The organism is Pandoraea soli, from assembly GCF_902459595.1.
Lineage (GTDB): Bacteria > Pseudomonadota > Gammaproteobacteria > Burkholderiales > Burkholderiaceae > Pandoraea > Pandoraea cepalis.
The window spans coordinates 101,169-114,653 of record NZ_CABPSG010000012.1; the positions used below are offsets into that span (position 1 = coordinate 101,169).

The 13,485-nt window shown below is 58.0% G+C and carries 11 protein-coding genes and 1 tRNA gene; 7 read left to right on the plus strand and 5 right to left on the minus strand.

The window, feature by feature from the left end; all coding sequences use genetic code 11:
- Nucleotides 1-6: 6 nt before the first annotated feature.
- The 5 genes from PSO31014_RS18535 to PSO31014_RS18555 all read left to right on the plus strand — a co-directional run bounded on the left by PSO31014_RS18535 (nucleotide 7) and on the right by PSO31014_RS18555 (nucleotide 4,457).
- The gene (locus PSO31014_RS18535; protein ID WP_246176797.1) at nucleotides 7-480 is read left to right on the plus strand and encodes a TlpA family protein disulfide reductase; all 474 of its coding nucleotides are present in this window, start codon (nucleotides 7-9) and stop codon (nucleotides 478-480) included.
- 186 nt (nucleotides 481-666) lie between these two features.
- Nucleotides 667-2,376, plus strand: coding sequence for a thiosulfohydrolase SoxB (gene soxB, locus PSO31014_RS18540; RefSeq protein ID WP_150552949.1), 1,710 nt, complete (start codon nucleotides 667-669; stop codon nucleotides 2,374-2,376).
- A gap of 91 nt (nucleotides 2,377-2,467) precedes the next feature.
- Nucleotides 2,468-2,543 (plus strand) — tRNA-Ala (locus PSO31014_RS18545).
- A 143-nt stretch (nucleotides 2,544-2,686) separates the two neighbouring features.
- The gene (locus tag PSO31014_RS18550; protein WP_150552950.1) at nucleotides 2,687-3,496 is read left to right on the plus strand and encodes a 2OG-Fe(II) oxygenase; all 810 of its coding nucleotides are present in this window, start codon (nucleotides 2,687-2,689) and stop codon (nucleotides 3,494-3,496) included.
- Between the two features lie 115 nt (nucleotides 3,497-3,611).
- Nucleotides 3,612-4,457: a Wzz/FepE/Etk N-terminal domain-containing protein gene (locus tag PSO31014_RS18555; RefSeq protein ID WP_150552951.1), complete on the plus strand. Its 846-nt coding sequence runs from the start codon at nucleotides 3,612-3,614 to the stop codon at nucleotides 4,455-4,457.
- 28 nt (nucleotides 4,458-4,485) lie between these two features.
- On the opposite strand, the gene wecB is transcribed toward PSO31014_RS18555, so the two are convergent.
- From wecB to PSO31014_RS18580, 5 genes are read right to left on the minus strand one after another with little or no spacing between them, the layout of a single operon-like run.
- Nucleotides 4,486-5,622 carry a non-hydrolyzing UDP-N-acetylglucosamine 2-epimerase gene (wecB, locus tag PSO31014_RS18560; RefSeq protein ID WP_150552952.1) on the minus strand — a complete coding sequence of 379 codons (1,137 nt, stop codon included), beginning with the start codon at nucleotides 5,620-5,622 and terminating at the stop codon, nucleotides 4,486-4,488.
- Nucleotides 5,615-6,625 (minus strand): polysaccharide biosynthesis protein, encoded by a 1,011-nt coding sequence (locus tag PSO31014_RS18565; RefSeq protein WP_150552953.1) that lies wholly within the window; start codon nucleotides 6,623-6,625, stop codon nucleotides 5,615-5,617. The genes wecB and PSO31014_RS18565 overlap by 8 nt, the downstream gene beginning before the upstream one ends.
- Nucleotides 6,626-6,639: 14 nt before the next feature.
- Nucleotides 6,640-7,494, minus strand: coding sequence for a dTDP-4-dehydrorhamnose reductase family protein (locus PSO31014_RS18570; protein WP_150552954.1), 855 nt, complete (start codon nucleotides 7,492-7,494; stop codon nucleotides 6,640-6,642).
- A gap of 31 nt (nucleotides 7,495-7,525) precedes the next feature.
- The gene (locus tag PSO31014_RS18575; protein ID WP_150552955.1) at nucleotides 7,526-8,764 is read right to left on the minus strand and encodes a glycosyltransferase family 4 protein; all 1,239 of its coding nucleotides are present in this window, start codon (nucleotides 8,762-8,764) and stop codon (nucleotides 7,526-7,528) included.
- Between the two features lie 22 nt (nucleotides 8,765-8,786).
- Complete coding sequence (locus PSO31014_RS18580) at nucleotides 8,787-10,133, minus strand: glycosyltransferase family 4 protein (RefSeq protein WP_150552956.1); 1,347 nt, start codon at nucleotides 10,131-10,133, stop codon at nucleotides 8,787-8,789.
- A gap of 290 nt (nucleotides 10,134-10,423) precedes the next feature.
- Between PSO31014_RS18580 and PSO31014_RS18585 the strand changes: the two genes are divergently transcribed.
- The gene (locus PSO31014_RS18585; RefSeq protein ID WP_150552957.1) at nucleotides 10,424-11,869 is read left to right on the plus strand and encodes a flippase; all 1,446 of its coding nucleotides are present in this window, start codon (nucleotides 10,424-10,426) and stop codon (nucleotides 11,867-11,869) included.
- 395 nt (nucleotides 11,870-12,264) lie between these two features.
- Complete coding sequence (locus PSO31014_RS18590; RefSeq protein ID WP_150552958.1) at nucleotides 12,265-13,482, plus strand: hypothetical protein; 1,218 nt, start codon at nucleotides 12,265-12,267, stop codon at nucleotides 13,480-13,482.
- The last annotated feature ends 3 nt before the right edge of the window (nucleotides 13,483-13,485 follow it).

The following is a 13,485-nucleotide window of genomic DNA, read 5'->3' on the forward strand; positions in this document are numbered from 1 at the left end:
GCGGTCATGGGCACGGCGTTAGCCGTGGGGGCAGTGGCTCTCGGCACTCCGGCGCACGCGCTTGAGGTCGGCGACACGGTCACGCTGCCGTCGCTCACGCTGCTCGATGGCAAGACGCTGCCGGCGAGCGCGTTCAAGGACCGCACGGTCATCGTCGAGTACTGGGCATCGTGGTGCCCGTTCTGTGCGCAGCAGAATCCGCATGTGCAGAAGCTTTACGAGGCCACCCGCGGCAAGCCGATCCAGATCGTCACGCTATCGATCGACAAGAAACCGCAGGAAGCCATCGATTACCTCAAGACGCATGGCTATACGTTTCCGGCGGGTATGGAAACGGACGCTTGGCGGGCGGTGCTGGGCAAGCGTCGCGGGTTGCCGGAGTTGTATGTGATCGGCCGCAACGGCAAAGTGCTGCGCAAGGAAGTCGGCGAGATGTTCGGCGAGGACGTGGCGGCGCTGGCGGATTACGCGGGAAAGTGACGTAGCGATCTCGCACCCGCGAAGCAGAGATCATGCTGTGCGCGGGTCGCGCCGACTCGACGGGAGGCGTGAGCGGGGGCGCGCTAGTCACGACGGACGCAAGACCGGTGTCGCGCGACGGCATCGATGCGCAATGGATAACGACAAAGGCGGTGCGTCGCAAGATGCGTGCGCCACGGAGACGAAATGAATCGACGCGAGTTCATGCAGGTGTTGGCGGTGGCGGCAGCCGGCGGAATGGCGCTGTCGCATCACGAGACGGCAGCGGCCACGGCGGCGACGTCGTTCTACGAACTGCCGAAGTTTGGCAATGTGCATCTGCTGCACTTCACCGACTGCCACGCGCAGTTGTTGCCGATGTACTTCCGCGAGCCGAGCGTCAATCTGGGGATTGGCGACCAGGCCAACAAGGCGCCCCATCTGGTGGGCGAGTCGTTTTTGAAGGCATATGGCCTGCGTCCCGGCACGCCTGACGCGTATGCGTTCACGTATCTCGACTTTGCCGCGGCGGCGCGTACTTACGGCAAGGTGGGCGGGTTCGCGCACCTTGCGACGCTGGTCAAGCGCATGAAGGCGTCGCGTCCCGGCGCGCTGTTGCTGGACGGCGGCGACACGTGGCAAGGGTCCGGCACGTCGATGTGGACGAAGGGCCAGGACATGGTCGACGCCACGCTGGCGCTTGGCGTCGACGTGATGACGGCGCACTGGGAATTCACGTATGGGGCGGATCGCGTGAAGTCCGTCGTCGAGGAGCAGCTCAAGGGCAAGATCGACTTCGTCGCGCAGAACGTGCAGACGAACGATTTCGGCGACCCGGTCTTCGCCCCATACACGATCAAGACGATGAACGGGGTGCCGGTGGCGATCATCGGCCAGGCGTTCCCCTACACGCCGATTGCGAACCCGCGCTATTTTGTGCCGGACTGGACGTTCGGCATTCAGGAGGAGCGTCTGCAGACGATGGTCGACGAGGTGCGCGGCAAGGGGGCGCAGGTCGTGGTCGTGTTGTCGCACAACGGGATGGACGTCGATCTGAAGCTGGCGTCGCGGGTGCGGGGTATCGATGCGATTCTGGGCGGTCATACGCACGACGGGGTGCCCAAGCCTGTCATCGTGGAAAATGCTGGCGGCAAGACGCTTGTGACGAATGCCGGGTCGAACGGCAAGTTCCTGGCGGTGCTGGACTTCGACGTGAAGGGCGGCAAGCCGGTGGACTTCCGCTACAAGTTGCTGCCGGTGTTCTCCAATTTGCTCCCGGCCGACGCGCCGATGCAGGCGCTCATCGAGCGCGTGCGTGCACCGTTTGGGGCGAAGCTTGCGGAACCGCTGGCGGTGACGGAGGGTGTGTTGTATCGGCGGGGCAACTTCAACGGGACGTTCGATCAGTTGCTGCTCGATGCGGTGATGGCGGAGAAGGATGCCGAGATTGGGTTCTCGCCGGGATTCCGTTGGGGAACGTCGCTGCTGCCGGGGCAGACGATCACGATGGAGCAACTGCTTGATCAGACGGCGATCACTTACCCGTACACGACGCTCACGCCGATGACCGGCGAGACGATCAAGACGGTGCTCGAGGACGTGGCCGATAACCTGTTCAACCCCGATCCGTATTACCAGCAGGGCGGAGACATGGTGCGCGTGGGCGGGATGGATTACACGATTGATCCGATGGCGCCGATGGGGCAGCGCATCACGGAGATGCGTCTGAACGGCAAACTGATCGAAGCGGGCAAGACCTACAAGGTGGCCGGCTGGGCGCCGGTGGCCGAAGGGGTCCAGGGCGAGCCGGTATGGGATGTGGTGGCGCGCTATCTGCGCGCGCAGAAGACGGTGGTGGCGAAAGCGCCGAAAGTCCCGTCCATCAAGGGGATGAAGGGGAATTTGGGGGCGGTTTGAAGGCAGAATTTCCGAAAATCCAACAAATCCCGAGCGTTTTTGTCGGCTGCTCGCCGGAAATCCAAAAAACGCTATAATTGTTGCCTCGTGTGGGGCGGTAGCTCAGCTGGGAGAGCGTCGCGTTCGCAATGCGAAGGTCGGGAGTTCGATCCTCCTCCGCTCCACCACTTCTTTCTGGATCGGCGGTTGCGTTTGCCGGAGACGCGGCGCCGAGCCGATACCTCCTTTTTCCTCCTCCGATAGCTTAGAAGGCTATCGCGATGAGCGTCGCTGTACGATCCCAAATCGATTTCTTGGACCCTTCCACGCCATGACGAAAGATGAACTTGTCCGCTTGATCACCGGGAAATTGACTATAGAAAGGGGCAATGTCGAAGCCCAATGGCTGAGCCCTCAAGGTACGCCCACGCGTCACTTCGTCATCGACGATTTCCTTCCTGAAGACATCGCGCGTGCCGTCTACGATGCCTTCCCCAAGAGTGCGGATGGGTTCTACAGCCGGGAGTCTTTCCGGGAAAAGAAGCGCACGTCGGCCAAAATTGATCAATATGATCCGATTTTGGGGGCCATCACGTTCGCCTTTCAGGATCCGGAAACGGTCAAGCTCGTTGCCGATATCGTTCAATTCGATCGTATCGAACCCGACCCGAGTCTGTACGCCGGGGGATTGTCGATGATGTTCGAGGGCGATTTTCTGAATCCGCATATCGATAATAGTCACGACGCCCGTCGTGATCGCTATCGCCGCCTAAACCTGCTTTACTATGTCACCCCTGATTGGGGGCTGCCAAACGGTGGCAATTTCGAGCTTTGGGATGCGGACTGCAAGGTCGCAAAGACGCTCGTGTCTAAGTTCAACCGTCTCGTTGTCATGGAGACGAACAAAGAATCGTGGCACTCGGTAAGCCCCGTGACGGTTCCGGGGCCGCGTTGCTGCGTGTCGAACTACTTCTTCTCAGAAGCCTCTCCCGACAATTCCGACTACTTCCACGTCACCTCGTTTACTGGCCGCCCGGAAGAGCATGCAAAGCGAGCCATTGGTGCCGTAGACAATGTTCTGCGAAACTCCGTATCCAAGTTGCTTGGCATGGGCCGCGGAAAAGACGAGGCACGCAAATAAGCAGGACACATCCGGCGCAATTGCCGGGTATGCCGACGGTGTATCTGCCCGGCTGTGTGCCGTGAAGTACCTTTATGGCATGTCGTGCTGTTCAACGTAAACGGAAGAAATCGCTATGCAGGAAGAATCAGGTTTGGAGAATCGTTCGGATGGGGACATTTCTCTAATCGATATATTGAAATTCCTCGGCCGGCATGTAGGCCTTATTTCTGCCATCACCGTTATTGGCGGGGGGGCGGGGGTTGGCGTGGGGCGTATTGTCCCTCAGGTGTGGGAAGCAACTTCGATTGTCGTGATCGGGCGAGTCGGTAACGAACTGATCGAGCCGCTGCAAAACGCGGCGGAGCGTGTTGGTACGTCGGGCTTTGCGCAGCGGGTGATTCATGCTGTCGGTGCGCCTGTGCGCGAGGACATGGTGAGTGCCTCCCTTAAAGGCGCGCCGCGTGGCACCGATCTCGTCGCGATCACGGTTAGAGGCCCCACATCGGAGGACGCGACGCGTTATGCCGCTGCGGCGCGCGACGTGATGATTTTGACGCAAGGCGTCAAAATGACCAAGGCTGAGGACGTTTTGCAAAGTGAAGCGTCGTTTGCCGACAAAGCACTGGAGCGTGCCGTAAAGCGGCGGGATTCGTGGGCCGGCTACGCGAAAGGCATGGCCGACGGCTCCACGAAACCCCGGTTGGCCGAGGTTCTATTACTAAAGGAAATGATTGACCGTAATGATGCTCAGGCCGACGAGGCTCGCAAACAGTCAGAGAAATTTCAACGGAGTTTGCGGCCATCCGAGACATTTCCAAGCCGGGCGCTCGACGACGGCATGCCCGTCGTCAAGAAGGTATTCCCAAGCCGCACCAAATTCGTGGGTGGCGGGGTGATTTTTGGTGTGTTGCTGGGTGGTCTTTGCGCGTTGGTGCTTGAGCTTCGGTCGCGCGGACGACTTAAAGCCGCCGCCCGCTGACCGTCGATTTGTCCATCGGGCGTTGTGATTACGCGACGCCCATTTTGTGCCAGACCGTCCGATTGATGTAATCGATGTAGCTCAAGACGATGCGCAGGACCTGCGTCGAGACGTTCGGATTTTCGTAGTCGGCCACGGGCAATGTCAGGCGCTTGTCGGGGGAGAACCCTTCAGTCACGACGCGTACCGCATTCAACACGCCGTCCGCGCGCAAGCCGCTCATGATCAAGACGCCCACATCCATGCCTTCCGGACGCTCATGTGCGTTTCTGATCATAACGGCCGGCAGATTCAGCAGCGAAGCTTCCTCCGTAATCGTCCCGCTATCCGAGAGCACGCAGAACGCTTCGCGTTGCAGCTTGATGTAGTCGATGAATCCGAACGGCTTGGCGAAGGTAATGCCGTTCGTGGGTAACTCACGCCCCAACTGTTCGAGTCGAATGCGCGTGCGAGGGTGTGTCGATACTAGCACTGGATATCCGTACTGCGCATGCAGGGCGATCAAGGTGTCGAGCAGATCGTTGAGCGCTTCGGGTGAATCGACGTTCTCTTCGCGGTGCGCGCTGACAACGAAGTACTGTCGCGACGGCAATGCCTGGCGTGCCAGAACATCGGACTTATCGATGGCATTCGCGTAATGCTCGAGCACCTCTCGCATGTGTGAGCCCGTGCGGAAGATGGTCTCGGGACTAATGCCCTCATCGAGCAGGTAGCCGCGCGCGCGCTCGGTGAGAACCATGTTGATGTCTGACAGATGGTCCAGCACTTTGCGATTGAGTTCTTCGGGCACGCGCTGATCGAAGCAGCGATTACCAGCTTCCATATGAAATACCGGGATCTTGCGGCGTTTCGCGGGAATCACCGCGAGGCCCGAGTTGGTATCACCATACAGCAGGATCGCGTCGGGTCGTTCGAGTTCGATGACCTTGTCCGCTGACTCAATGACGCGCGCGATCGTCTCCGCCGGTGTTGTGCCGGCAGCATTCAGGAAATGGTCCGGCTTTCGGATGCCTAGATCGTCGAAGAAGATCTGGTTGAGCTCATAGTCGAAGTTCTGACCCGTATGCACAAGAACGTGCGTCGTATGGCGCTCGAATTGTGCAATGACGCGACTCATCTTGATGAGTTCCGGGCGAGTGCCCAGAATGGTCATGATCTTAGGCACGGAGCTGCTCCTGAATGAACTCCAGGCTCAGCAGAAGCTTTTTGACTTCTTCGACGTTTAGGCGCGTAGTGTTGTGCGACGTGTAGTCTTCAGACAGTGAAATCTTGGTTTCACCCTGCACGAAATACTTGGCGTAGTTCAGGTCGCGATTATCCGCTGGCACACGATAGTAGCGACCCATGTCTTCGGTGCGCGCCATTTCTTCGCGCGAGACCAGCGATTCGTAGAGCTTTTCGCCGTGGCGGGTTCCGATCACACGCATCTGGCTCTTGCTCTGAAAGAGCTCAATGAGGGCCTGTGCGAGCACTTCCACGGTCGATGCTGGTGCCTTCTGAATGAAGATGTCGCCCTGACGGCCGTGCTCGAATGCATGCAGCACGAGATCAACGGAGTCTTCCAGCGACATCAGGAAGCGGGTCATCGACGGGTCGGTGATGGTCAGATCCTTGCCGTCCTTGATCTGGCCTGCGAAGAGCGGAATCACCGAACCGCGCGAGGCCATGACGTTGCCGTATCGCGTGGCGCAGAACACGGTGTCGCCTGGCTGCTGAATCCGTGCCTTGGCGACCGTGAGCTTTTCCATCATGGCCTTGGACAGGCCCATGGCGTTGATCGGGTAGACCGCCTTGTCGGTGCTCAGCATGACGACGCGAGAGGCCTTGTTCGCCGAGGCCGCATTCATGACGTTCTCTGCCCCAAGGACATTGGTGCGAACCGCTTCCATCGGATAGAACTCGCACGACGGGACTTGCTTTAGTGCGGCAGCGTGAAAGACGTAATCGACACCCTTCATGGCATCGTGCAGGCTTGCGTATTCACGAATATCGCCGATGTAGAACTTGAGCTTGGGGTGGCTCAAGGCAATGCGCATGTCTTCCTGCTTCTTCTCATCGCGACTGAAGATGCGGATTTCGGCAACATCCGTGCTGAGAAAGCGCTTCAGAACCGCGTTACCGAATGAGCCGGTACCGCCCGTGATCATCAATACTTTATCGTTAAACATAGAGAAGCTCAGGATTATCCGAACAGATGCATTCTTTCGACGAGGGCGCGCCATGGCTTGGGACTGAACCCTGTGGCGGCACGGAATCGATCGCTGTTGAGAGAGCGATCGATGACTAGTTCATCGCTGGGGGTGATCGCGATATCTTTGCTGTAGACATCGGCAACTAGCGATAGGAGGTCGAACTTGTTGATCGGCTCCACGGAGACGTGATAAAGCCCGGTCAGGCTCGGGTTCGGTAGCACATAGTCGCGGATGACTTCGGCAAGCTCGACGGTCGGGAGGCCGGAAAACACCGCGCGGCGGAATCCCTTGACGGATCCAGATTGTGCGAGGAACCAATCGATCAATGCAAAGTGACTGTTGAGTTCATGGCCGATGATCGACGTGCGGAGGGTAACGGCATGCGGTCCGTCGACTTCACCGAGCAACTTGGTGCGCCCATAGACGTCCGCAGCATTGGGCGTATCGGATTCCAGATACTGTCCCTTGTCACCGGCGAATACGCAGTCGGTACTGACGTGAATAAGCCGTGCCTTGACCAGCTCGCACAAGAGCGAGAGGCGGTGCGGCAGCATGGCGTTGATAGGAATCGCAGCAATCGGATCCTTTGCGTTGCCCAATTGCTTGATGAGTCCAACACAATTGACGACAACGTCGGGCTTCACTTCCGTGAAGATGCGAACAAGGGCATCCTCACGTTCGACGTCCACACCGCTCACCAGAGATGTCTGTAGATCGGGGGTAAAATGATGGCGCGCGCCGTCACTGCGTAAGGTGCCAACGACGGTGAGACCGCTCGTTGCGGACAGCGTGCGAAAGACCGCATTCCCGAGCATCCCGGATGCGCCCAGAACGAGAATTTTCATTTTTTCTCCCAAGAAATATGCATTTTTTATCTTATGCCTGCCTTGCACCCCTCGTAGCGGAATGCAAGTGGCTCACGAGGTCGCGGACCAGTCGATTTGCCTCGAAACGGTCGGCATAATACCTCCTTCCTCGCTCGCCCATCATTTGCCGTTGCGCAACACTCGATTGGGCCAGCTTCAGCACCGCTTGCGCCAGGGCTTCAGGATCTTCCGCAGGGCAGGCAATCCCAGCCTGGGCATCACTCACCACCCGCGCGCCGGCGCCATCCATCGCGGCGATCACTGGCTTGCCGGTTGCCAGATACACCGGCACCTTGCTCGGGACGGTCAAGCTCATGATCGGATCGCGTCGCAACGTCGCAAGCAGCGCCGAAGCGCAGGCAAAGACGCCCGGCATGCGATCGGGGGCGAAGCGTCCCGTCAGCACGACATTGCTCAGTTTCTCGTTGGCGACACGGGCAGCGACGTGCGCGGACTCTGAGCCGGAGCCGATAAGGACAAAGCGGATATCGTCGCGGGCTTTAAGCAGGGCCGCGGCATCCAGAATAGTATCGAGCGCCTGTGCCTTGCCGAAGTTGCCAGCGAAGACAACGTTAAATCGATCGGTGGCCATGACTTCCGCGGGGGGCGGCTCGGTCGTTCCGTGCGTCGAAATCATCTGCGGTGCGACGGAATTGTAGTGGACGCGGATGTCCTTGCCGGGTGCGTGGCCCGCCACACTGTTCACGAATTCGTCAGATTGTACGAGAATCACGTCCGTGTGCCGATAGATGTACCGAACCACATATGCCACCATGCGCAACAGGAAGGGCTGTTTGATGAACCCGGTTGCCGACAGGCTTTCAGGCCAGAGATCCTGTACCCACAGGACCATCGGCGCCTTCTTGATGCGCTTGAGTAAAATGGCCGGCAATGCCTGAAGCAAGGGCGAGGGAGCATAAACGAAAATGACGTCGGCGCGCTGTCCCCAAAGACGCAGCGGGCCTAGGACGGTCGCTGCGGCAATGAACGACAGGTAGTTCGCCGCCAGCCGCAATGCGCCGCCAGGCCCGCGCGGGAACACGGGGACGCGGACGACGTTCACGCTTTCGCCCAGGCACTCCCGTCCAAATCCCCACGCACGATACCCCTTGAATATCCGTCCTTCCGGGTAGTTCGGCTGGCCCGTGAGCACGGTCACCGACTCGACTTGAGCGGCGAGCAGTTCGCAGATGTGGTTGATCGGAAATCCTTCCGGGTAAAAGTGTTGCGATACAACGAGAACTCGCATGGTGAGAATGACGTGTCGCCGGTTAGTTTTTTGGCGCAGTCGTAACGGCTTGCGAAAATACGGCGATCTGACGTTGCGTCAGACTCTCGTCTGCGAGCAAGTACGATTTCGTATAGGCCTCGACACGCGAACAGGCCTCGTCGTAGACGTCCTGGGACATGTCACGAAGTGCCAGGATCTGCGTTACAAATGCGTCGGGGCGCGCGAGGTCGATGGCTTCGCCCGCTCCGCCTTCGCGCAAATCGCGCCAGGGCGTCTCCGTGCTGATCAGCACCGGACGGCACGCCAGAAGTGCTTCCAGAATCACGTACCCGTAGTTTTCGCCGAGTGTTGGGAACAGAAATGCGTGGTAGTTGGACAACAGGTCGACGACTTTGCCGCGCTCCGCGATACCCTTATAGCGGACCCGGCAGGGATCGTCGAGTCGTGAAATGGCGGCTTGGCACTCCTCCCAATAGGCCGGATCATCGATAGGGCCAAAGACGTCAAGCGTCACGTTCTTGTCCTTGATGCTGTCCACCAATTGGATTGCGTAAAGAAGATTCTTATTTTTCGCCAAACGCGATACGAACGCTAAGCGCAGGCTTCCCGCGTCCTTGGCTATCCGGCGGCGCGTGACGCCGACGTCGGGTGGCAGCAGTTCATTGCATCTGGTGACATGCGCGTTCGGGAACTTGCGCTTGACTTCCTGCTCCTCGAATTGGCTCGTGACCTGCCAGATGACGCCTCGATGCAGGCGTAGCATCCGCATCAGACGAATCGCGATGCGCTTTTTCTGCGCACCGAGGGCCAGTGCGCTTTCGAAGAGTTCGCCGCGAGGCGCCAGGACGATGCCGCCGCGATAGCCGAGCATGCGGGCGACGATCAGTGGAAGAATCGTGTACGAAAGGGAAAAGAGGCTGTTGAAAAACAGCAGATCGGGCGATTTCCGATGAATGGCGTTGGGAAGCAGGCGCAGCAACGCGGAGGTGCGGCTACAATAGCGAATCAACGCTTTGCCATACGGCTGCCAAGTATCGGCATGTACGTCGAGCGTCGTCCCGTCGGGTTCCGTCGATCGTGTGATGACCTCAATGGACATTCTCGAATCGAGCCGGCGAACGATGTAATCGAGCGCGGTTGCGGATCCACCAGCCTGTCGGCTTGGGCAAAAAAAATCGCTGAAAATAAGGGCCTTCATTCGCGAGTTCGGTGCATCCTGCGGAGAATCTTCTACTCGTGGTCGACCAAAGCGATCGGGTATCAACGCATCCGGACCGAGTTCCAGACATCCGGGCGAGAATCCCCGATTGCCACCGGCATCACCAAGTAAGTATATTCGTGGGATGGCTGCAATAAACAACTTTTTACCAGCCGTTGCAAAGTCCATCAACCATCAAATTCGGTAGAAGTCAGTTCGTAAAAGTATACCTCATTCGAGGCTCAAGTCGGCTTGAATCGCGCGATAGCGAATGCGTCATGGCACAGTATTTTATGGCTGTGGCGTGATGTAAGCGCGTATTTGCTCAGAAGTTTGCGTTGGCAGGTGCGGGCGCCATTTTTGCTACTTTCGCAAGGGGCGTGGTGTAAAATGCCGATTTTTCCGTCAGCTTTCGCTAAGCGCACTCAAGCATTGAGCCGGGAGCGCCGAGGTAGGTCGAGGTATCGGGATGAGCTTTTGTGCTGATTAGAAACACTCTCTACAATCTGTTTGGACTCGGTGCTCCGCTGATCGTCGCGGTCGTTTCCATTCCTTCTCTTATTTCCCATCTTGGCACCGAGCGATTCGGTTTGCTGACTTTGATTTGGGCAGTCGTCAGCTATTTTGGTCTTTTCGACCTCGGGCTCGGACGAGCGTTGACGCAGCAGCTTGCGATGGAGCTCGCACATGACGACCATAGCCGCGTCGGGCCGCTGGTTGCGACGGCAACGTGGCTTATGTCAGGTCTCGGTATCATGGCTGGCTTGGTGCTGCTCGCGGCAGCTCCCTGGGGCATCGGGCTGGTCGAGCATCCACAGTTTCGAGATGAGGTTTACTCCGCGGTTTGTGCCATGGCCGTCGGCATGCCCGCCATTGTGCTGACTTCCGGCTTTCGCGGCATTTTGGAGGCGCGTCAGGCGTTCGGAATCGTCAATCTAATCCGTTTGCCCATGGGGTTGTTCACGTTCTTGGGGCCGCTTGCAGTTGTCTTGTATTTCGAGCCGCGGCTCGATTGGGTGGCTTGGGTGCTGGTCGTCGGGCGCATTCTGGCGTGTTTGGTGCATGGCTACTACGCATGGCGTGCATTGCCGGAGCACGCAGGTTCTCTGAGGTTCTCCCGTCATCTGGTCAAGCCGCTCGCTGCATCGGGCGGTTGGATGACTGTGAGCAACATAATTGGACCGCTCATGGGATATCTGGATCGGTTTGCCGTCGGCGCGGTCGTCTCCGCCGGTGCGGTGGCTTACTACGCCACGCCGCAGGAAATGATCATGAAGCTGTCGATCCTTCCTACAGCGCTCATGGCAGTAATGTTTCCGACGTTCGCGAAATCCACGCGTGACGGCGCAATAGATAAGGCGAGCCTGTTCGGGAAATCGGCCTTTTTATTGTTTTTGATGATCGCGCCCGCGTGCGCGATCATCGCCATGTTTTCGGACCTCATTTTGAGTCACTGGATCAGTCCGGTTTTTTCGGAGCATGCTGCGGGCGTTCTGATTCTGCTGGCTTGTGGCATGCTGATAAACTGCGTTTCCTCCGCCCCGCTGACTTGGCTGCAAGCCACCAACAAGGCACGAGTTGTCGCGATAATCCACACCGTCGAACTGCCGCTTTTTTTTGGTTCGCTCTGGATCGGCCTGCGTAATTTTGGTATTCAGGGGGCAGCATTCGCCTGGGTGGGACGTATCGCGCTTGATTCTGTGTTCCTGTGGACCGCTGTTGTGTTGTGCGATCGCCGTTTGGCGGGCGTCGCCCTGCGTTCCACTGTGCTCGTCGGGACGACGGCGCTCGCGACGTATTTACTTAGTGTCAGTGAATTTTCCTTGATCGCGAGGGGCGTTGTTCTAGTGGGGGTGTTGTCCTGCTGGGCCGCGGTTGTGGCGGGCACGTTAATGCGTTTGAAAAAGGGGGCCTTGGCGCACTGACGCTGACAACGCTTTACGTGAATGCGGGAGATGAATGTTGCGACGAGTAATATCGATGCCGAGTTTTGTGGTGGTGCGGCTGTGGATGCGGCGTGAGGACTGTGAGCAGGAGGCGAAGGATGCATTGGCGCACCGGTATTACAGAAATCGGGGCTCTGATTCTCGTTTTGTTAAGCTCGTTCACGTCTTGGCTCAGTTGTCGACGTTCGACCAAACGCATTCAACTGGCACTGCGAACGATGCTGTGTTGAAGCGTTTCGTGTTTCCGCGATACCTCTGATCGGCAGGGAAGAGTTGCTACCACTGGCATTGGTGGTATCGAGCGGTGCATTTTGTCTGAGGCCAAAGGATGCCGGATACCGCATGTTGATTTTAGGCTCCTCAAAGGATGGAAGATGATCATGCCGTTTGGGGCTGGGGCTGGGTCTGAGTTGTTGAGGCTACGAATGGGGCGATGGTTCTTCCCGTTCGTACTGCTGGCCACGCTACTGCAAAACTACTATGATCTCGCTGCCCTTATGACGCAGGGCAGTCTGGCGCTGTACACCTATACCGGTCCGATCGCGTATAAGTTAGGCAAAGACATCGCCTATCTGATTTTGCTTGTTTCGATCGTGTGGGTGGCCAGGAAATCGGGGCGAACCCCTTTGGTCGACTACGCGCTCGGCCTTGTCGTCCTTGTACTTCTGCAATGGGCAATTTCGGTGCTCGTCAATGGCCCGTTGGTTGCAACCATCGGCCTTCGGTGGGTGACGCCGTTCATTCTATTCCTGCTGATGCGAGACTGGGTCAATGGAATAGATAAACGTGCTGCTGCGAGATGGGTTCTGTGGGGTATGTATGTGTGCCTGGCAGTACAAGCGGTGCAACTATTCACCATGCCGCCAGTATTCGGTGAAGTGCTGCCTGGGGTTCCGGCGCGAACCCCAGGGATTTTCATTGTGCCCAATTCGACATCGTTGTTCGGATGCGCGAGTGCCGCGCTTTTGATTGTGCTTCGAGGCGACTCGCGCGCGAAGTGCTGGTATTTCGTATTTCTGGCGGGAATGATTAGTGCATTGTCGCAGTCGGGGGCGGGCATCGTGACTGTCGCACTGCTGGCGCTTTGTGTTTTCTGCAAGCGTCGTATCAATCTCTTCGCGCTCTTGATGCTGCTGAGCGTTTTACTGCTGGTCCCTAGCCTGAACATTTTGACGCAGCGTGCGGACTTCGTTCAACTCTCCGGAGGTGGCCGTCTGAAGGTGCTTTGGGACATGTTGTCCGGCGCGTCTTTCGGGATCTCGAATTTCGGCGTCTACACCAACGCGGCAAATCTGGTGAGCGAGAATCCTGCGGCGCAGGTGGCGCCCGATTCGTTGGTGGCTTCATGGATCGGCAACTTCGGGGCTTTCTGGATTTTTGGTGCCCTGCTGACCGCCCTGTTCGTCAAATTCCGGATGACGCAAGTGGATTGGATTCGTGCGATGCCTGCCGTGATTGTGCTCGCGTGCTTTTCCATGACCACGATCGTCTTCGAAGCTTTTCCGATGAATCTGTATTTGGCCGTTGCGCTCTGGTCAGCGCTGAAAATGAAGCCCGTTGCCGCGCAGCCCGAACAACTTGCTGGAATCTGAGTC

Excerpts from the sequence above, each read along its gene's own strand:
- PSO31014_RS18535 (WP_246176797.1), top strand. The coding sequence starts at position 7 with ATGGGCACGGCGTTAGCCGTGGGGGCAGTGGCTCTCGGCACTCCGGCG.
- soxB (WP_150552949.1), top strand. The coding sequence starts at position 667 with ATGAATCGACGCGAGTTCATGCAGGTGTTGGCGGTGGCGGCAGCCGGC.
- PSO31014_RS18550 (WP_150552950.1), top strand. The coding sequence starts at position 2,687 with ATGACGAAAGATGAACTTGTCCGCTTGATCACCGGGAAATTGACTATA.
- PSO31014_RS18555 (WP_150552951.1), top strand. The coding sequence starts at position 3,612 with ATGCAGGAAGAATCAGGTTTGGAGAATCGTTCGGATGGGGACATTTCT.
- PSO31014_RS18565 (WP_150552953.1), bottom strand. The coding sequence starts at position 6,625 with ATGTTTAACGATAAAGTATTGATGATCACGGGCGGTACCGGCTCATTC.
- PSO31014_RS18570 (WP_150552954.1), bottom strand. The coding sequence starts at position 7,494 with ATGAAAATTCTCGTTCTGGGCGCATCCGGGATGCTCGGGAATGCGGTC.
- PSO31014_RS18575 (WP_150552955.1), bottom strand. The coding sequence starts at position 8,764 with ATGCGAGTTCTCGTTGTATCGCAACACTTTTACCCGGAAGGATTTCCG.
- PSO31014_RS18580 (WP_150552956.1), bottom strand. The coding sequence starts at position 10,133 with ATGGACTTTGCAACGGCTGGTAAAAAGTTGTTTATTGCAGCCATCCCA.
- PSO31014_RS18590 (WP_150552958.1), top strand. The coding sequence starts at position 12,265 with ATGATCATGCCGTTTGGGGCTGGGGCTGGGTCTGAGTTGTTGAGGCTA.